The organism is Sphingobium sp. TomTYG72 (genome assembly GCF_055394715.1).
In genome coordinates this window covers 831781-849434 of sequence record NZ_AP027337.1, presented here as the reverse complement: position 1 = coordinate 849434, position 17654 = coordinate 831781, and the positions used below count along the sequence as shown (strand labels likewise).

At 60.2% G+C, this 17654-nt stretch carries 17 protein-coding genes; 11 read left to right on the top strand and 6 right to left on the bottom strand.

Going from position 1 to position 17654, the window contains the following annotated elements; translation table 11 throughout:
* The first annotated feature begins 109 nt into the window (after nt 1-109).
* The 10 genes from ACZ5U1_RS17190 to ACZ5U1_RS17145 all read left to right on the top strand — a co-directional run bounded on the left by ACZ5U1_RS17190 (nt 110) and on the right by ACZ5U1_RS17145 (nt 8142).
* Nucleotides 110-1615, top strand: a complete 1506-nt coding sequence (locus tag ACZ5U1_RS17190) for an amidase (protein ID WP_464780351.1) — start codon at nt 110-112, stop codon at nt 1613-1615.
* A 13-nt stretch (nt 1616-1628) separates the two neighbouring features.
* Nucleotides 1629-2390, top strand: a complete 762-nt coding sequence (locus ACZ5U1_RS17185; RefSeq protein ID WP_464780350.1) for an SDR family NAD(P)-dependent oxidoreductase — start codon at nt 1629-1631, stop codon at nt 2388-2390.
* Nucleotides 2391-2517: 127 nt separating this feature from the next.
* Complete coding sequence (locus tag ACZ5U1_RS17180) at nt 2518-2997, top strand: Lrp/AsnC family transcriptional regulator (protein WP_464780349.1); 480 nt, start codon at nt 2518-2520, stop codon at nt 2995-2997.
* Nucleotides 2994-3476, top strand: coding sequence for an Lrp/AsnC family transcriptional regulator (locus tag ACZ5U1_RS17175; protein WP_464780348.1), 483 nt, complete (start codon nt 2994-2996; stop codon nt 3474-3476). The genes ACZ5U1_RS17180 and ACZ5U1_RS17175 overlap by 4 nt, the downstream gene beginning before the upstream one ends.
* A 227-nt stretch (nt 3477-3703) precedes the next feature.
* Nucleotides 3704-4762, top strand: coding sequence for an acyl-CoA dehydrogenase family protein (locus ACZ5U1_RS17170; RefSeq protein WP_464780347.1), 1059 nt, complete (start codon nt 3704-3706; stop codon nt 4760-4762).
* The gene (locus ACZ5U1_RS17165; protein ID WP_464780346.1) at nt 4759-5937 is read left to right on the top strand and encodes an acyl-CoA dehydrogenase family protein; all 1179 of its coding nucleotides are present in this window, start codon (nt 4759-4761) and stop codon (nt 5935-5937) included. Before ACZ5U1_RS17170 ends, ACZ5U1_RS17165 begins: the two co-directional genes overlap by 4 nt.
* A gap of 3 nt (nt 5938-5940) precedes the next feature.
* Nucleotides 5941-6366 (top strand): PaaI family thioesterase, encoded by a 426-nt coding sequence (locus ACZ5U1_RS17160; RefSeq protein WP_464780345.1) that lies wholly within the window; start codon nt 5941-5943, stop codon nt 6364-6366.
* Nucleotides 6363-6734 carry a PaaI family thioesterase gene (locus tag ACZ5U1_RS17155; RefSeq protein WP_464780344.1) on the top strand — a complete coding sequence of 124 codons (372 nt, stop codon included), beginning with the start codon at nt 6363-6365 and terminating at the stop codon, nt 6732-6734. The genes ACZ5U1_RS17160 and ACZ5U1_RS17155 overlap by 4 nt, the downstream gene beginning before the upstream one ends.
* 19 nt (nt 6735-6753) lie before the next feature.
* Nucleotides 6754-7584, top strand: a complete 831-nt coding sequence (locus ACZ5U1_RS17150; RefSeq protein WP_464780343.1) for an SDR family NAD(P)-dependent oxidoreductase — start codon at nt 6754-6756, stop codon at nt 7582-7584.
* A gap of 225 nt (nt 7585-7809) precedes the next feature.
* Nucleotides 7810-8142: an SWIB/MDM2 domain-containing protein gene (locus tag ACZ5U1_RS17145; RefSeq protein WP_464780342.1), complete on the top strand. Its 333-nt coding sequence runs from the start codon at nt 7810-7812 to the stop codon at nt 8140-8142.
* 97 nt (nt 8143-8239) lie between these two features.
* On the opposite strand, the gene ACZ5U1_RS17140 is transcribed toward ACZ5U1_RS17145, so the two are convergent.
* The 5 genes from ACZ5U1_RS17140 to ACZ5U1_RS17120 are packed head-to-tail and all read right to left on the bottom strand — an operon-like array spanning nt 8240 to nt 13683.
* Nucleotides 8240-8932: a cytochrome b/b6 domain-containing protein gene (locus ACZ5U1_RS17140; RefSeq protein ID WP_464780341.1), complete on the bottom strand. Its 693-nt coding sequence runs from the start codon at nt 8930-8932 to the stop codon at nt 8240-8242.
* Nucleotides 8932-9393 (bottom strand): c-type cytochrome, encoded by a 462-nt coding sequence (locus ACZ5U1_RS17135; protein ID WP_464780340.1) that lies wholly within the window; start codon nt 9391-9393, stop codon nt 8932-8934. Before ACZ5U1_RS17135 ends, ACZ5U1_RS17140 begins: the two co-directional genes overlap by 1 nt.
* Nucleotides 9394-9419: 26 nt before the next feature.
* Nucleotides 9420-10775, bottom strand: a complete 1356-nt coding sequence (locus tag ACZ5U1_RS17130) for a DUF1552 domain-containing protein (protein ID WP_464780339.1) — start codon at nt 10773-10775, stop codon at nt 9420-9422.
* Nucleotides 10775-12430: a DUF1592 domain-containing protein gene (locus tag ACZ5U1_RS17125; RefSeq protein ID WP_464780338.1), complete on the bottom strand. Its 1656-nt coding sequence runs from the start codon at nt 12428-12430 to the stop codon at nt 10775-10777. The genes ACZ5U1_RS17130 and ACZ5U1_RS17125 overlap by 1 nt, the downstream gene beginning before the upstream one ends.
* Entirely contained in the window at nt 12427-13683 is a 1257-nt protein-coding gene (locus ACZ5U1_RS17120) for a hypothetical protein (protein WP_464780337.1), read from the bottom strand. The genes ACZ5U1_RS17125 and ACZ5U1_RS17120 overlap by 4 nt, the downstream gene beginning before the upstream one ends.
* A gap of 191 nt (nt 13684-13874) precedes the next feature.
* Between ACZ5U1_RS17120 and ACZ5U1_RS17115 the strand changes: the two genes are divergently transcribed.
* Nucleotides 13875-14972 carry an AraC family transcriptional regulator gene (locus tag ACZ5U1_RS17115; protein WP_464780336.1) on the top strand — a complete coding sequence of 366 codons (1098 nt, stop codon included), beginning with the start codon at nt 13875-13877 and terminating at the stop codon, nt 14970-14972.
* A 231-nt stretch (nt 14973-15203) separates the two neighbouring features.
* Here ACZ5U1_RS17115 and ACZ5U1_RS17110 read toward each other — a convergent pair whose 3' ends face one another.
* Complete coding sequence (locus ACZ5U1_RS17110) at nt 15204-17603, bottom strand: TonB-dependent receptor (RefSeq protein ID WP_464780335.1); 2400 nt, start codon at nt 17601-17603, stop codon at nt 15204-15206.
* Nucleotides 17604-17654: the final 51 nt, after the last annotated feature.

The window sequence follows — 17654 nt, the reverse complement described above, 5'->3', positions numbered from 1 at the left end:
TCTTCTTCAAAAAGAGAGTGAGGCCCTTCGACAGGCTCAGGGCGAACGGGGCGGGGGTGGATGATCTCCTATGGCTGTCACGCCAAAGGAACCTCTTGGAGAGATAGAAATGGACATGACACGCCGGGAAACAATGGCAGGCGGTGCGGCGCTTGTGGGGCTGGCGGGCAATGGCAAGGCTGCGACGCCGCGCTCCACTCCGCTCGACGTGCACGACGCGCTTGGGCTGGCCGAACTTGTCGCCAAGAAGCAGGTTTCGCCCGGCGAATTGCTGGAGGCGGCGATCGGCAAGGCGGAGGTGCTGAATCCCCGGTTCAACTTCCTTGCGCAGAAACATTATGATTATGGCCGCGCGGCGATTGCCGAGGGTTTACCGCAAGGGCCGTTTAGCGGCGTTCCTTGGCTACTGAAGGACCTCAACACCTATATTGCGGGTCTACCGACCGAAAATGGCAGTCGCTTCTACAAGGGATACAAACCTGAGGTAACGTCCGAGCTGGTGCGGCGCATCGAGAAGGCTGGCTTCGTCATCTTTGGCAAGACGACGGTGCCGGAACTGGGCCTGACCGGGACGACCGAGAACAAGCTGACTGGCGACACGCGCAACCCTTGGGACGTGAGCCGGATTACGGGCGGATCGTCGGGCGGTGCAGCAGCAGCGGTGGCCGCAGGAGTGCTCCCTGCCGCGCACGCCACCGATGGCGGCGGGTCGATCCGTATTCCGGCGTCCTGTTGCGGGCTGTTCGGATTGAAGCCTAGCCGGGGACGCGTACCTATGGGGCCGCCGCGCACCGAAGGCTGGGGTGGACTGTCGGTGCATCATGGCGTCACTCGCAGTGTGCGGGACTCTGCCGCTATATTGGATGCCACGCAGGGGCCAGAGCCGGGCGGGCGCTATGCAGCGCCGACGCTGGGCGAGACTTTCCTGTCGCAAGTCGGGAAGGCGCCGGGGCGCTTGCGGATAGCGTTGATGCTGAATGCGCCTGCTGGATCGCCGGTCGACCCGGAATGCGTGGAAGCGGCGCGCAAAGCGGCGCGGTTGTGCGAGAGCCTGGGCCATCATGTTGAGGAAGCAGCGCCGAAGCTGGACATCGCGGCGATGGGGGCGGCGAGTTTCGTGCTGATCGGTTCGTCCGTGGCCGCAGACATGATGGATCGCGCCAAGGCGACGGGCATCGCGATCGGGCCGGATGTGCTGGAGCCGATCACGCTGGGCTTTGTGGGCTATGGGCAGAAGGCGACCGGCATGGATTTTGCTCGCGCGAACAACACGCTCCAGGCAGCGGCTATAACCATGGCGCAGTTCATGGGAAAATATGACGTGATCCTTTCGCCCACTTTGGCCGCTCCGCCGCTGAAGTTGGGCCAGATCAGCCTGACCCCTGATGTCGATTTTGCGGCGTGGGGACAGCGCGCGGCGGTCTTCTCGCCCTTTACGCAGGTTGCGAACATGACCGGCCAGCCTGCCATGTCGGTGCCACTGGCCATGTCTTCGGCGGGTCTGCCGATCGGGGTGATGTTTACGGGGCGCTATGGCGACGAGGCGCTGCTGTTTCGCCTGGCCGGGCAGTTGGAAGGTGCTGCGCCGTGGAAGAACAGGCGTCCGGCGATTTGATATATTGGAGAATATGATGCGGGGATTGGAAGGTAAGGCGGGGATCGTCGCGGGCGGTGGACGCGGTATCGGTGCGGCTACGGCGCGGCGGCTGGTGGCCGAAGGGGCATCAGTCGTGATCGGTGACATTGTGGGCGAGTGGGCCGAGGAGACTGCGCGAGCTATCCGCGAGGAAGGCGGACGTGCGATAGGCGTGGTGCTCGACGGTACGAAGGCGGTGTCTCAGGCGGCGATCGTTGAGGCCGCCTTGTCCGAGTTTGGGCGGCTCGACTTTTACCACAGCAATCTGGCGGGTGGCACCGAAGGCGACATTGATGTGCTGAACTGTTCGGAAGAGGTGCTGGATCGGTCTTTCGCGATCAATGCCAAGAGCCATTTCCTGGCGACGCAGGCGGCGCTTCCAGTGCTGTTGGAGCGTGGGGGCGGCGCGATGGTTTATACCTCATCGGGTGCCGCCATTTCGGGCAATCCTATGCAGGTCGCCTATCCGATGACGAAGAATGCGCTGCATGCGCTCGTCCGGCATGTCGCCCGCAAGTTCGGGAAGCAGGGCATCCGCGCCAATGGCATTTGTCCTGGGGTCGTCCTGACCGAAGCGGTTGCCCAGCATCTGACGCAGGATTATGTGGACAATATGCTGGAGAATTTGCCGCACCGCCGCCTCGGCAAGCCCGACGATATTGCGGGTGCGGTCGCTTTCCTGGCGTCCGACGATGGGGAATGGGTTAACGGGCAGCTATGGCATGTGAATGGCGGCTCGCTCTTGCGAGACTGATGGCATGCCCCCTGCTTCCAATCCTTGGATGGTGCTGGCGATGCTGCTGGCCGGAGGATGTGCTTTCGATTCGACCTTTTTGCCCTTTGCTGGCAAGAGCAGCGGTTGAAAGAGGTTGAGTGGGTATATGAGCGAGACGTTTGCGTTCGACGAGACGGACCGGAAGATTGTCGAACAGCTGCGGCAAAATGGTCGGGCCACCAATCAGCAGATCGCGGAATCCCTCAACCTGATTGCTTCCACCGTTTCGACGCGCATCCGGCGGATGGAGGATGCGGGCATGCTGCGCGTTGTGGCCGTGTCCGACTTTGCGGTGCACGGCTATCATGTGCTTATCCACCTGGCGGTTCAGGTGAGTGGCCGGTCGGCACTGGATGTAGCGGAAGAACTGGCTGTATTTCCTGAAGTCTTCGCTGCGCATCTGGTGACGGGTAATTATGAGATTAGCCTGCTCTTGACGCTCCGTGACATTGATGAGCTTCCCTCGCTGATAACGGATCGGTTGTCGAGGGTGCCGGGAATAAGATCGATGACACCCGCGATTGGGCTCGATATCGTCCGCTATGGCCTGGACACCGCTCCAATTGATCGCAGGAGGCTTGCATGAGGAGGCCAGACCTCGATGAGCTGGACCACCAGCTGATCGACATATTGGCGCAGGATGCGCGCGTGTCCAACCGCAAGATCGCGGCCGATCTGGGCGTGAATGAGGGCACGGTCAGAGGACGGATCAAGCGGTTGCAGCAGGAAAAGCTGATTGCCTTCACCGCTCTGACGGGATTGAAGCTTGAGAAGGCGACTAATGTGGCCTTCATCGCGGTGCAGGCTGACGTCAGTCATGTGCGACAGATCGCGCGCGACATCGCGCATATACCGCTGATCAAGGCCGTGATGATCACATTGGGGCCGTGCAACATCATGGCGACATGCCTTTATGATGACCTTGACGACCTTCACAAGATGGCGTCGGGGCAGATTCTGTCGATGGAGGGGGTAAATCATGTCGAAACCTCCCTGGCTGTCAGAACTGTGAAGTTCAGTAACCGCGTAGTGCGGATCACGGACGCGCAAACGGTTGGCAGCTAAAGTCGAGCCGAACAGTGAAATTCGGAATTTAAATATTTCATAATTCCGCATATGAGCGCTTGAAAAGGAAAATAAGCTCATATAGCAGGATGTGAACGGCGTTTGGCGGGACATGACTGCCGACCGTCATTGGCAGGAGAGAGCGGCCGGGCAACTGGACGGCTGATGTCTGGCCCCGTCGGGTGCCGGGGCAAGGATCTCCGCCAACATATTTAAGGGCGGCCGAGATGGAATTCGCATTTACCGACGAACAACAGATGATCGCGGAGACGGCGCGCAGCTTCTTCGCGGAGAATGCCACCAGCGAGCGCACGCGTAAGGCGATGGCGGGCGACGGCATCGACCGGGCGCTTTGGCAGGCTTTCTGCCAGGAGCTAGGGTTATCGGGCATCGGACTTCCGGAAGGCGCTGGCGGCGCAGGTCTGGGCATGGTCGAGCTGGCGATCATCTCTGAGGCCGCAGGTGCTCAGGTGGCGGCATTGCCCATGCTGAGCAGTCTCGTGCAAGCGGCTCAGGCCATCGCAGCTGGCGGTGACTCGGAGCAGCAGAATGAGTGGCTGCCGCGCCTGATCTCTGCCGAGGTGATCGGCGGTTATTTCTATGGTGCGGATATCCGGTCGGATGGCGACCGGCTGACGGGGGGATCGCGTTTCGTCGCCCATGGCGCCGCTGCCGACATGTTCGTAGTGACCGACATGCGGCAGGTCTGGATTGTCCGCGCGGATGCGCCGGGCGTCAGCGTGGCGAGCCAGACGAGCATGGACCAGACCCGGCCCTTCGCTCATGTGCAGCTGGACAATGTGGCGGGCGAGCGGCTTGCCGATCCGGAAGCGGCGCTGACCGCTGTACACCGCGCTGGGTTCATCGCCGCGGCGGCGGAGGCGCTGGGCGGCGCGCAGGCTTGTCTCGACCGGACCGTCGACTATTCCAAGGAGCGTATCCAGTTCGGTCGGCCGATCGGGTCGTTCCAAGCCTATAAGCACAGGCTGGCGGACATGATGGTGGAGATCGAGCAGGCCCGGTCGGCGGTATATTGGGCTGCCTGCGCCGTGGATGAGGGCGCCGAGGAGGCGGAGATGGCCATTCATGCCGCCAAATCCTTTGCCACCGACACATATTTCCGCTGCGCCGGTGACATGATTCAGTTGCACGGCGGCATCGGCTTTACCTGGGAGCATGACGCGCATCTGTTTTTCAAGCGGGCGCGCTCGCTGCAGACGATGCTTGGCAGCAATGTTTGGCATCGCGAGAAGATCGCCACGATGATCCTGGGAGATGCGGTGTGAAACTCGGATTTTCCCCGGAAGAAGAACTGTTCCGGCAGGAGTGCGCCGACTGGCTGAATGGCCAGATGGCGGGCGAATTTCGCGACATCAAGGGCGTCACCAAACTGACCGGCAGCCCGGAACGGCGCAAGGAGTGGGAGCAGCAGCTTGCCGCGCACCGCTGGTCCTGCATCGGTTGGCCATCGCAATGGGGCGGGCGCGACGCGACATTGGCGCAGCAGGTGATCTTTGCCGAGGAATATGCCCGAGCGGGCGTTCCGGGTCGCGTCAACCATATCGGCATCGAGCTTGCCGGTCCCACAATCCTGACATTCGGCACCGAGGAGCAGAAGCAGCGCTTTCTGCCGGGCATTGCGGGCGGCAAGACCATTTTCTGTCAAGGCTTTTCCGAGCCCAATGCCGGTTCGGACCTGGCGAGCGTGCGGACGAAGGCGCGGCTTGAAGACGGCGAATGGGTCGTGAACGGCCAGAAAATCTGGACGAGCCTTGCCCATATTTCCGACTGGATCTTCGTCGTGACGCGTACGGAAGAGGGGTCGCAGGGGCCGAAGGGCCTCACCTTCCTGATGATGCCCATCGATCAGCCGGGTATCGAAATTCGGGGTATCCGCCAGATCAACGGTGATGCGGAGTTCAACGAAACCTTCTTCACCGACGCGCGGTGTCCGGCTGACAGCCTGATCGGCGCGGTGGGCGACGGGTGGCGGATCGCGATGGGCCTGCTGGCCTTCGAGCGGGGTGTGTCGACGCTGGGTCAGCAAATGGGATTCCGCAATGAACTTGACGAGATCATCGCTGCGGCCAAGGCCAATGGCGCGGCGAATGATCCGCTGATCCGCCAGCGCCTCGCCAAAGCGGAAGTGGGCTTGCGGCTGATGCGGTACGGGGCCTTGCGCATGCTGTCGCAAACCGATCATTCCAAAATCGACGGCGCGGCGCTGACCTACAAGATTCAGTGGGCCAGTTGGCGCCGCGACCTTGGGGAACTCGCCATGGACGTGTTGGGCCAGGGCGGCGAGATCAGCGATCATGCTGAATATGAATGGGATACGCTGCCGAATCTGTTCCTCTTCTCTCGCGCCGACACCATTTACGGTGGCACCAACCAGATCCAGCGCAACCTGATCGCGGAGCGGGGGCTCGGCCTGCCGCGTGAACCGCGCGGGAACGCCTGAACGGTGGAAGAAGAAGATGCCTTCGAGCGATTGAAGAACCTGCCGCCGCGGGGGCATCATGCGTTGCTGGGCATCTATACTGTCGATCATGGACCGGACTGGGCGGAACTGGCTTGCCCTTTCGCTCCCGGATTTCTGATGGATGCCGATGCGGGCCTGGTATCGTCCGGACCCATCATATCGCTGGTCGATGCGGCGGCGGGTTCCGCCATCATAGCGCGCACGCGGCAGTGGCGGGGGATGGCTACGCTCGACCTGCATATTGATTATCTGCGGCCAGCAAGGGCGGGGCACAGCCTCCATGCGCGCGCTCATTGTCATCATATAACGCGCAAAGTCGCTTTCACCCGTTGCGATGTGCATGATGGCGACCCGCAGGCGCCGATCGCCACGGCAACCGCCAGCTTCTTCTTCACGGACGAGTCATGATCGTTCGCACGCCCTACGCGCAGATGCTGGGCATCCGGAGCGTTGCGCTGGATGGCGAATCCGCCGTCCTGATGATGCCCGCTGCTCCTTCGCTCGAAGGGCGATCGGGGTTTCTGTATGGCGGCGTCATTGCCAGTCTGCTGGAACTCGCATGTCTTGAGGCCGTCGCGCAGGATCGGAGGGAGCCCTGGCCCAAACCGATCAACATGTCTTTCGATTTCCTGCGCGGTGGGCTGATGGTGGACAGCTATGCGCAGGCCCGGCTTGTTCGCGTCGGGCGCCGGGTTGTGAACGCCGATGCCGTTTGCTGGCAGGCGGACAAGGGCAAGCCCATCGCGACAGGACGAATGCATCTGCTGTTGGATTAAGGGTCGAAGGGAGAAGATCATGGCGCTGTTGAGCGGGCGGGTCGCGATCATCACCGGTGCCAGCCGGGGCATTGGCGCTGCCATTGCGCGCCGCTTTGCCGCCGAGGGAGCGAGGGTCGCGATCGTTGCGCGGACATTGGATGCGGGGGATAGCAGCCTTGCTGGGTCACTTGCCGGAACAGCGGCGGCGATCCGCGCGGGAGGAGGGGAGTGTTTCTCCATCAAGGCCAATCTTGCCGACGCACAGGATCGGCCCCGTATCGTCGCTGAAGCGGTCGCCCATTTCGGCAGGCTGGACATTCTGGTGAACAATGCCGCCTGGTCGCGCTTTGTGCCTATCTGGGAAGCGCAGCCTAAACATTTTCACCTGGCCTTCCAGATGAATGTCCACGCGCCGCAAGAATTGTCGCAACAGGCACTGCCCCATTTCCGCGATCATGGTGAAGGATGGATCCTGAATATATCAAGCGCCACGGCGGACATGCCGCCGCCCGCGCCCTATGACACGGATGATCGCTACGTCCGCTTCAATCGCGATGGCCATGCAACGCTTTACGGCACGACCAAGGCGGCGCTCGATCGACTGACGGCCGGATGGGCGGTGGAGTTGTCACGCGAGAAGATCGCGGTCAATGCGCTGGCGCCGGTCGGAGCCGTGGCGAGTGAAGGTGCGTTGTCGGTTGGTGGATGGGATGAGCGAGACCATCTGGAGCCTGTAGAGGCCATGGCGGAAGCAGCTCTTCATCTTTGCCACCGCCCCGCGAGTGAACTTAGCGGCAATATCGTCCGCAGCCTTCACCTGCTCAAACGTCTCAATGTTCCGGTGCGCGGATTAGATGGCACGGCTTGACCCCCATCGTCATCGTGGGTGCCGAACTGAACGTGAAATTGTGCATCAGATGGCGCGGGACAGCATGATCGTCCGACCAAGCGGCTTGGCGAGTGGGACATATACCTTGTCCATACAGCCGGAGAGGTGCCCCGGTCACCCGATTGTCGCATGACAGGCAACTTTTTCGTCCCTCATGACTTGGCATGATCATCAACCCGCTAGCGACCAGCAAGGGAGAAGTTCATGGCGCAGACTCGTGAGCAGCGTGGCGAAAAGGAAACCAAAGCGGCTGTCGCCAAGGTGAAGAAGACAGGCAAGGCCACAGGTGGCGCGCGAGGAGGGATCACCGCGCCGGTTACGCCCTCTCCTGAGCTGGCCGACATTATTGGCGATAGCAAGATTCCGCGAAGCGAAGTGGTCAAGAAGATTTGGGCCTACATAAAGGCGAATGACCTCCAAAATCCGAAGGACAAGCGAGAGATACTGGCCGATGACAAGCTTGAAAAGATATTTGGAGGCAAGAAAGCCAGCATGTTCGAAATGAACAAGCATTTGGCAAAGCATCTCAAGGCTTGAGATGGATTTTCAGGCGAACTGCCTGAAATGAGTGGAAGGCCCTCTGCGCTGAATGCGAAGAGGGCCTTCCTTATAGCGCATTAGCGCAGGTTGCGTGTCAGGTCCGGCCGAACTGGGCGATCAGCAACCATGTTCCGCCCGCAATCAGCAGAAAGAGAATAAGCGCGCCCCAGGCCGATGCGAACCGCAGCGTTGGCCGATCTCCTGACCATTTCCGCGTTCCGCTGATCATTGGTCCGACAAGATTGTCGCGCCGGTGGAGAAGGTAGAAAAGAACGGCGACGACATGAAGAGCCGTGAGGGCAAGAATGACGTTGAAGATGAAGGCGTGCCATTCCGCAGCGATCCGGCCGGTTTCGAAATCGACCAGATAGGAAAAGGGACCGGACTCCATGCCGTCGATGTCCACGGAAAAGAAGCCGAGCCCCACCTGCACCGCGAGAATGGTGATCATCGCGATCACACTCCAGCCGCCAACGGGATTATGGCCAACGGCTGGTGTGGCGGCCCGGTTGAACATGTGGCTGCGGACATAGCGAAGCAGGGTCGATGGGCCGCCAACGAAGTTAGAGAAACGGGCCGTGCTGCTGCCCGCGAAACCCCAGATCAGACGGAAGAGCAGCAGCGCGAAAATGCTGTAACCGGCGAGCCGATGCCAATCCAGCATCCGCTCTTCAGCAGTCCACCAGGCGAAACCCAGCAATGGCACCAGTGTCCAGTGAAACAGGCGGATCGGCAGATCCCAGATACGCACGCGCATCGGCGCACCGCTCATTTCCGCATCCACCATCAAAGCTCCGCGCGGAAACGGTCGTGGCAGCTTTTGCAGGTGCCGCCCAGGCTGCTGCGCGCCGTGCCAAGGCCAGCGACATTGCCGCTGGCGGCGGCGGCATCCAGGGCCTTCGCAGCCGTGATCATGTCGCCCTGAAGCTTCACGAAGGCGGCGTTATCCTTCCAGATTTCGGCCTTGGCGCGTGTCTTGATGCCCGATTCCGGACCGCTGCCCTTCGGGAAATATTTCGGCAGCAAAGCGGCGCGAGTGGCAATATCACGCGCCAGCGGGCGGACGCTGTTCATGTCGGGTGATCCGGACTTCAGCTCATCATTGATGCTTTTGAAAGCTCCGCCAATCTCCTTGTAGCTGGCTTGGCGCGCCTTGATCGCGTTGGTCACCGCAGGTGTGGCGGCATAGGCCGCGTAGCTCGCGGCCAAGCCGAGGGTTGCCAAAGCCAGGGAGTAGGGAAGCTTCATCTTCTGCCTCATTCTTTCTGTGATCGTCACGCCAATATTTCGCCGATGGGCCGCTTGGTATTCATGGCATCCATGCCCCATGAGTCGACCGAAATTCCCATAACCTGTTGGAGTGTCAAGCCGACACGGCTGATCGACTCTCCATTGCCATGGACGTGGATGCCGGATTTGACCTTTCCGCCTGCGCGCCCGGCCAGCATCACCGGAATGCCCAGAACATCATGGTTCTTGGCATAGGACACGTCCGAATGCGCAAACACCAGCGTGTTGTCGAGCAGGGTGCCGTCGCCTTCCTTGATCGCGGCGAGGGCTGATACGAAATCCGCCCAGGCTTCCATACTGCGGGTGGCGAAGAAATCCACGGTCGGCTGATACCCGATGGCGCGGTCGATCATTTCCTCATGCGTGTTCTGGTGATACCCCGTCGTCTGACCCGCCTGACGCAGATCGGACGCCGCTGTCGAGAAATTCATGTTGAACACGCGGGTCTGGTTGCAGGCCAGTGCCATGGCCAGCATCTGCGCCATCAGCTTGTGATTGATCTTCCGTTGCTGGACATCCGTGATGTCGCCTGACATGGCCGGTGCTTCGGCGGGTACGACGCAGGCTTCGGCGGGGGGGGGCTTCTGCAACTGTAGCGCGAGCTTTCCTTCCATCTCGCGGACGGAGGTGAAATATTGGTCCAGGCGGGCCTTGTCGGTCGCGCCCAGATTGGCTTCCAGTGCGCGGCGTTGTTCGGTAACCCCGGACAATACGCTCCGGCGCACCATGATGCGCGGATCGGGCTTGAAATCGGCCTTGTTGGGATCATTGAAGTCCGGGCCGAAAATCTTGCGGTAAAATTCAACCGGGCTTGGCGTGGCGGCATTCATGCTGCGTCCGTCGCGGAATGAATAGCTGGTGCGCGCATTGCCGTCCGCTGAAAGATCAAGCGAACGGAAGAAGGAGCCGCCGCCGATCGCATCGCCGATAAGGACGTCTAGCGTAGGTGCCCGAATGGCGAGCCAGTCGTCTGCGGGCGCGCCCGTGCGCACGGCGGTGTTGCCAGACAGATGAGGCAGATTGCCCTTGCCATCCAGCATCACGTCGAAGCCGGTCAGGACGCTTACATGCTGCTTCACGGCGGCAATGGGTGCAAGTTGTGGCGGCAGGTCATAATCGGCCCCCATGGATTTTGGCTGCCAGCGATCGGGGATCATCCCGCATCCCCAGAACCATGTGCCGAAGCGCACAGGCAGGCGCCCGCCCCCCAGCGTCGCGGCAAAGGCGGTGCCGTTATTGTCCAGAAACGCGTCCAGCAGGGGCAGCCCCAACGTAACTGCACCGCCGCCCAATATCCCGCGCAGCAGGAAACCGCGCCGTGTCGTTCCATTCATCAACATCAGCCAGTCTCCTTCGATCTGCGAACCGTTGCCACGCGGCTTGCAGGAGCAAGGCGCGGCATAGCGTAAAATGCGGGGTCCAGCGCGATCGCGCGCATCAGGGATGGGAAGCGATAGCCGCCCGCCGAAAAGCCCTGGCTCAGTCGCGCTATCCCGGCTCCGTCTGCTTCCACCGGATTGCGTCCATTGGCGTAGCGCCATGCCGACTGGACGAGGCAACTGCTGACGCGCGGGCTGTCGTGGAACAATTGCCCAAGAGCAGCGGCGCCGTTGTAGGCCTGCTTTTCGAAATCGCCGGTGACGTCGATCACCTCGTCATGTTCGACCTTTCGGAACTGGCCGACGCCGTCAAACTGTTCCAAGCCCAAGCCTATAGGATCGGTGCGGCGGTGGCAGCTGGCGCATTCCTCGTCATCAAGGTGCGCCTGTAGCCGGGCGCGGGTCGTCTTGAGCGTCGGGTTATCGACATTCTGCACCACCGCGAAATTCACGTTGGCGGGCGGGGCGGGGATTTTCTCGCAAAGGAATATCTCGCGCAGCGCTACCCCGCGAAGTGTCGGTGAGGTGCGGCCCGGATGCGAATGCTGCGAAAGCAGGCTGGCGTGGGTGAGCAGCCCGGTTCGCGGATCACCCTGCGGAAATTCATAAATGTACCAGTCGGGCTTAGTCACCGGCACGTCGTAGATCGGGCCGAGCGCGCGGTTCATCGCGATGGACCGCGTCGTGAAAAGATCGCGATAGTCGCCCTTCCGATCCACCAGCAACCAGTTGATGGTGCGCAGCGTCTGGTCTCGCAACGAAGTGCCGACGGCCTGCGAATAGGCGGGATAGATAAGGGTGTCCTTCGCCAGATCGTCCATTCCATCCAGCCGGAGATAGTCGGTAAAGAAGGCGCGAACACCCTCATGGAACCGTGGCGAGGCGATCAGGCGATCGACGGCCTTGGCAAGTCCTGCCTGGGTATCGAGCGCGCCGCTGCGTGCTTCGTCGAGCAATGTCTGGTCTGGTGAACTGTTCCATAACAAGAAGGACAGGCGGCTTGCCTTCGACCATGCATCGACGCTCCGGCGCGAGGGGCCGGGGCGATCTATGCGGAACAGAAATTCGGGGCTGGTCAGCATTCCGCCGAGCGTTGCCGCCAGACCTGCGTGAAAATTCCCAAGCGTAGTTGTCGCCTCTGTCGCTGACCTTGTCAGAGCCGCGACCTCGCCCTCGCTCAAGGGGCGTCGGTAAAGCTGCGAGCCGACACGTTGAATAAACTGGCGGGCGCAAGCAGCGCCGTCCTTGTCCGCCGGAGTAGGCGCGCAACCGATCAGTTTTCCGCGATGCTGTTCGTCCGTCACTTGCGTCGCGATGCTGCGGGCTAACGTCTCATATCGTTCAAGGCCTGCTGCCGTGACGGAGACGGCACTGGTGCCGACCGCCTGAAGTCCGTCGATGCGCAGGTCTGGCTCAAACCGGCCGACAATCTTGATGTCGGGGCCGAAAATATCGGCGATGACGCTGCGATACTGGCTTTCCGTCAAGCGCCGGATCTGGCTGGGAGGTGTGTCCGCGTGCGTTTCATCGGCGCGCGCTCCGTTGAGGGCGATGCTGAGCCCAAGGGTGAGGCAGGCGCCAGCCAGGGCAAGCGAGGGAAGGGCGCGGACCTTCATGGACGCACCTCGCTTTGTGCGACTTGGCTGGGCGGAGCAAGAAAGGCTTTTACGCCGACGAAATCATAGGCCGACGATATGGCAGTGAAGCGACCCGTGCGCGGATCACGATAGCCGTCGGCGAAACGATCGATCGCCTTGCGAATACCGGGGCAGGATACTCGCGTCAGATTGGCACCATTCTGCGTCATCTGTTCGATGGAGTCATAGAAGCTGTCCAGTGTGTAATAGCCAAAGATGCTACCTTCTATCGAGCCATCAGGGCTGAACTTGGCACGCAACCGGGCGCCCCGGATGTGGCGGGGCGCATCCACTATCTGTTCCTTATAGTTCATGGTCAGATCGACCGGATCCGTCGTCAGGACGCCTCCGGTAATGCGGCCTGATACTGTGGCGCGAAGCCGGGAATCAGGGTCGGGCGTAAAGGTGGCGCGGGCGAGCGGGCCGCCACGGCCGTCGCGGGTCAGCGGTTCACTGACAGCAAGAATGGTGACGCTCACTTCAGGGTCATCCTGAAGGCTGTCGACGCCGCGAAGCTCGATTACAGTGGGCGCCCGGGCCGAGATCATGGTCTTACCCGCGACTACTTCCTTGCCGTTTTCGCGGAAGGTGGAAACGCAGCCGACGGCGCGCCAAAGCCGGTTATCGACGCCACTTGCGCCATCCGGCCCTTCGAAATCCAATTTTCCTTTTTTACCGTCCAGGTTGATACCGGCGGCAACCTTGCCCTCATAGGTCTTGAAGTTCTTCGCCAATGCCGGGAAATCTGCGGGGTTGGAGCAGGCGCTGTAAACCACTTCGCGCTTCTGGAACGCGAGCCGCCCGGCGCCTTTGGGTAAACCGTTCAGGGCGCCGATCGCCGCCGCCAGCTCCTGCGTTGGCTCTGCCTTTGGATCATAACCCGGCGGGAAGGTCACGGAAGATGAGCGGTCGCCGCGAAGAAATATTCTGCGGAATTTGAAATATTCGTTCATCCGCTGCTCAAGTTCCTGCCGTTTCTCCTTGCCGGCATATTTGGCCTGCTCGGCAGGCGGCAGCATCGCATAGAATCGATCGAGGTCCCCGCTATCGGGTACGGGGCAGCTATCCTTTTCCCCACCCTGGGCAAGATAGACATTGCTGAGTACGAAGGCATGCACACCGGTCTCACCGCCCGTGGGCGCGTCGGCGCCGATGAGGGATGCCGCGATCAGGGGCAGGGCCACATATGTTCTGGTCGGTCGACCGCCGGTCGATCCCAATCTGCCCTTCATATATTCCTCTCTGATGCCGCTTTAGGCGGGTGCTTCAGATTTCATGACTCTTCCTGCGTTTTGCCACCACCCCAAAATCGATCATGTGGCGCGGCAATTTCGCGCATTCAATCTGCGCCAACACCGGAAACAGAAAGATTTATCCTGGGCGCTGGATCGACTAGGTTGATCGAAAATCAAGGGAAGTATCAATGCGGCCATTACAGACGGAATCCGGCGAATGGCATCTTGCCGAGAGCGTGGCTGAGCGCGTGCTCGCCATTTATGCCGAAGCGTTCGGGTCCACTGAGCCACTTTTTGCCCATGTAGGCCGGTCGGTCGATGGGGGAAGCTCATTGAGAAGCTTGCCGGTTTCCGATCTTGCGCGGATGACCAGCCAGGCGATTAACGAACTGGCGCGCCGGGACGCGGTGATGATAGGACGCCGGGGGCTAGGCCCATGTGATTGGCGCGTCATAATGTACAGCCTGACGAGCGCACGAACCTTGCGTGAAGCCATCATGCGTTGCTGCGACTGTTTTGAAGCCATCGACTGGCGATGTGGCAAGATGGCGCTGCGGACCTATGGAGACAGGGCTGAACTTCAATTGGAAGCGATGCGAACCGGCGGATCGACGTCAGCGGGCTGCTTGATCGACCTTTTCGGTGTGATGGAAATACACGGCCTGTTTGGTTGGCTGATCGATCATGCGATCCCAGCACGCAATGCCTGGTTGAACCATGCTCCGGAAATATTCGAGGTGCTGAGCCTGCCAGCCTTGCCTTTTCCGGTGCGCCTGAACGAAGGCTGGAGCGGCTTTGATTTCAGTGCGTCTCTGCTGGATTATCCCGTGATGCGCAGCTGGGAAGACCATCATCGTCGGCCGCTCAGCAATCTCCTGTTCGTTTCGAGTGCGCGGGACACCGAGCGCATGCCAACTGAGATACGCGTTCGTGGCATTGTTATGGCGGCCCTGAAGAGCGACCGGCGCTTGCCTGCCTTTGGGGAGATAGTGATTACTCTTGGGGGAAGCGAGGCAACGCTGCGCCGTCAATTGGCGCGGGAGGGCACAAGCTACCGTCAGGTACGCGAAAGCTGCCGCCGCGAGCTGGCACTTCATTTGTTACGAAGGACTGGTTTGTCCATCGAGGAAATCGCTGGGCGACTGGATTATTGCGATTCAGACGCCTTCCGCCAAGCCTTTCGTGCATGGACCGGCCATTCTCCGACATCCTATCGTGAGGAAAGACGCGCAAGCGCGAGCCATAGAGAACTCCCTGACCGATATATGGAGAACCAAATGGGTTAAAACCACTCGGTTGCTGAAGTGGGCTGTCATGACCGACGCTCGCGGTTCCCGAACGTTCAGGGGAAGCATCAACGATAGCGGAGAAATCTGTTGATCTCTGCGACCGCTTCTTCAGCAGGGCCGCTGTTCGCCAAAAGAGAACCCTGCCCCCGCAATGCAGGAACAGGGTTCAGACATTGGACAGGTCTGCGCCCCCTTACCCCCGAAAGGAGAGGGAGGCCACAGAGGTTATTACCACTTGAAGCTGAGCGTTGCGCCGAGCTCGCGCGGGTTCATCACGTTCACCCCACGATAGCCCGAATTGAGTGTTAACCCACTACCGTTGCACAGTGCCGGATTTAGATAATATCCGGGCGCACAGTAGGTCGACATGGTGCTGTTGCCCGCTGAGATGTTCGTGATACGTTTCTGATTAAGCACATTGCGTGCGAACAGTTCAACGCCCCAGCCCGCATCATCCGAGCGCACGCCCAAGAACAGATTGAGCAATTCGCGATCCCGGTAATTATAGTTCACGCGTTCTGAATGGAAGCCGGGGCGATAATCCAGCAGGGCACGGATATAGGGTGTAACCGATCCCATGGGGAAACGGATTTCCGTGTTGGCCCTCAGAGTGAAATCCGGAACTTCCGCCATGCGTCCGCTGGTCGTGCAATAGCTCACGTCTCCCGTGCCGACGACGGTTGGGTTGCCGTTCGCGTCGAATGTGTTGCATGGAACAGTGGCATTGTCGAAACGGGCCTTGGCATATGATCCGCTGATATTCAGATCCCAATCCGGAGTCGGACGAGCATTAATCTCGGCCTCCACGCCTTTGACTGTGGCTTTAGTGTTGTAGTTGAAGTCGAAGCTGCCAGTAGCCTGATAGGCTCCGCCGAAGCGCACCACATTATAATGAATGCCAGTAAAGCGATTCAAGAAATTGTCGAGCTTCTGATAGAAGGCTGCGACCGTGAAATCGATCTTGCGATCGAGGGCGGAACCTTTGAGGCCGATTTCAAAGGAATCGGTCTTTTCAGGTGAGGTCTGAACCAGATCGTTGGAAATGAAGGTGGGCGCTGCGACCGCATGGCTGCCCGCGCGGAAAGAATGGCCATAGGAGAAATAGGCATTCAGAGCGGGTGAGAAAGCGTAGTTGACGGTCGCGCCACCAGTGATCGGCTTCTCGTTGCCACGGAATGGTCCGTCCACAATGGGATTTGACGGGATCGACGCGGGCAACGGATCGAAAAAGATGCTGGTGACCTGCGTATTTTTCATGATGGAGTAGCGTAGGCCACCGGTGACCGTCAGCGGACCCGTTTTGTAACGCAGATTGCCGTTGAACGACCAAGTCGATGAATCAACCGGGACCACGATCCTCAAATCCAGAGGGGAGAGGGTAAGCGGTAGCGTTGGGGCGATGATTGTATCCTGCGCCTGATTCACAACCGTGGTGCCCGTCTGCTTCTGATAAAAAGCGCCAACGCCCCAGCCAAGCCCTTCGTCGTTGTTTGACGACAACCGTATTTCGGCCGTATCCACCTTATATGGCGTGACCACATTCGAAGCCGGCGCGTAACCGGGGACGGCATTACCCGTGTCGGTGTCGCGGCTGATGTTCAATTTGGTGAACTGGTGAGCGGCCACGACGGAAAGCGTAGCCGGACCCAAATCCCAATCGGTCACCAGATTGACGATATGAGTTTCGTTGCGGTTACGGAACACCCCTTCTTGCACCGCCTTGTAGTCGGAAGTGCTCAACGGCGGTCCGGACGAAACCGAGGGGTCTGGAGCCACAATGAAGCCGAAACCATAGGAAGGCTGTGCAAAATCGAAGCCATCAAGATAGAAGGGCGTGTTGCCGCTGCCTATGACCTGCTGGAACTGCCGGTTGTCGGCGTACAGATATTGATAGGTCAGATAGGCGGTGAAATCGTCCGTAGGTCTCCAGCCCAGGGTGCCACGCACGCTTTCGGTGCGGCTCCTTGACCGTTCGCCATTCCGATTGACGTTGCGCACGTGATTGAGGCGATTGCCGTCTACCACGCCGGCGAGGCGAATAGCCAGCTTGTCGTTGAAAGGCAAAGAAGCGCCAAACTGCACGTTATAGCCAGCGCGGTCGGTTGCAGTTGCCTGGGCATAACCTTCTGGCGCGTCAAAGTTCGGGCGCCGTGTCGTGATCGTGATGGAGCCCGCAGGTGCAGAGAGGCCCCGCAGCAGACCTTGCGGGCCGCGCAGCACTTCAATTTGCCCGATGTCGTACATGGCGGTGTAAACGGTCTGCGCATCGGCCGGAATTTCGTTAAGATAGACTTGGACCGCTGGAGCGGTACCCTGATCCGGATCGAAGGTGATGCCGCGCAGCGTGGTCGTATTATTCCGCCCGGTCGAGTTGCTCAACTCAAGGCCCGGTGCGAGTTGCGAGACGTCCTTGATGTCGAAGATCTTGAATTTTTCGAGCTGTTCGCCAGTGGCCACGTTTACGGACATCGAAACGTCCTGCAGCTTTTCCGCCCGGCGCGTGGCGGTTACGATGATGTCGCTTGAGCTATTTTCAGCTCCGGCTTGAGCGTACGCCAGCGCGGGTACGGCAAAAGCAGAAACGCCAGCGCACAGAAGCGCTGCGCGTAAGACACGCTTAATTCGCATCGATAATCCTCCCCTGAGGGTGTTGCTGTTAAACGGCTCTCGTTAATTTGG

Bases quoted from the DNA above. Each gene is read 5' to 3' on its own strand.
- ACZ5U1_RS17135 (WP_464780340.1), bottom strand. From the start codon at position 9,393: ATGAAGCTTCCCTACTCCCTGGCTTTGGCAACCCTCGGCTTGGCCGCG.
- ACZ5U1_RS17180 (WP_464780349.1), top strand. From the start codon at position 2,518: ATGAGCGAGACGTTTGCGTTCGACGAGACGGACCGGAAGATTGTCGAA.
- ACZ5U1_RS17110 (WP_464780335.1), bottom strand. From the start codon at position 17,603: ATGCGAATTAAGCGTGTCTTACGCGCAGCGCTTCTGTGCGCTGGCGTT.
- ACZ5U1_RS17155 (WP_464780344.1), top strand. From the start codon at position 6,363: ATGATCGTTCGCACGCCCTACGCGCAGATGCTGGGCATCCGGAGCGTT.
- ACZ5U1_RS17140 (WP_464780341.1), bottom strand. From the start codon at position 8,932: ATGGTGGATGCGGAAATGAGCGGTGCGCCGATGCGCGTGCGTATCTGG.
- ACZ5U1_RS17130 (WP_464780339.1), bottom strand. From the start codon at position 10,775: ATGTTGATGAATGGAACGACACGGCGCGGTTTCCTGCTGCGCGGGATA.
- ACZ5U1_RS17190 (WP_464780351.1), top strand. From the start codon at position 110: ATGGACATGACACGCCGGGAAACAATGGCAGGCGGTGCGGCGCTTGTG.
- ACZ5U1_RS17115 (WP_464780336.1), top strand. From the start codon at position 13,875: ATGCGGCCATTACAGACGGAATCCGGCGAATGGCATCTTGCCGAGAGC.
- ACZ5U1_RS17150 (WP_464780343.1), top strand. From the start codon at position 6,754: ATGGCGCTGTTGAGCGGGCGGGTCGCGATCATCACCGGTGCCAGCCGG.
- ACZ5U1_RS17145 (WP_464780342.1), top strand. From the start codon at position 7,810: ATGGCGCAGACTCGTGAGCAGCGTGGCGAAAAGGAAACCAAAGCGGCT.
- ACZ5U1_RS17125 (WP_464780338.1), bottom strand. From the start codon at position 12,430: ATGAAGGTCCGCGCCCTTCCCTCGCTTGCCCTGGCTGGCGCCTGCCTC.
- ACZ5U1_RS17120 (WP_464780337.1), bottom strand. From the start codon at position 13,683: ATGAAGGGCAGATTGGGATCGACCGGCGGTCGACCGACCAGAACATAT.
- ACZ5U1_RS17185 (WP_464780350.1), top strand. From the start codon at position 1,629: ATGATGCGGGGATTGGAAGGTAAGGCGGGGATCGTCGCGGGCGGTGGA.
- ACZ5U1_RS17175 (WP_464780348.1), top strand. From the start codon at position 2,994: ATGAGGAGGCCAGACCTCGATGAGCTGGACCACCAGCTGATCGACATA.
- ACZ5U1_RS17170 (WP_464780347.1), top strand. From the start codon at position 3,704: ATGGAATTCGCATTTACCGACGAACAACAGATGATCGCGGAGACGGCG.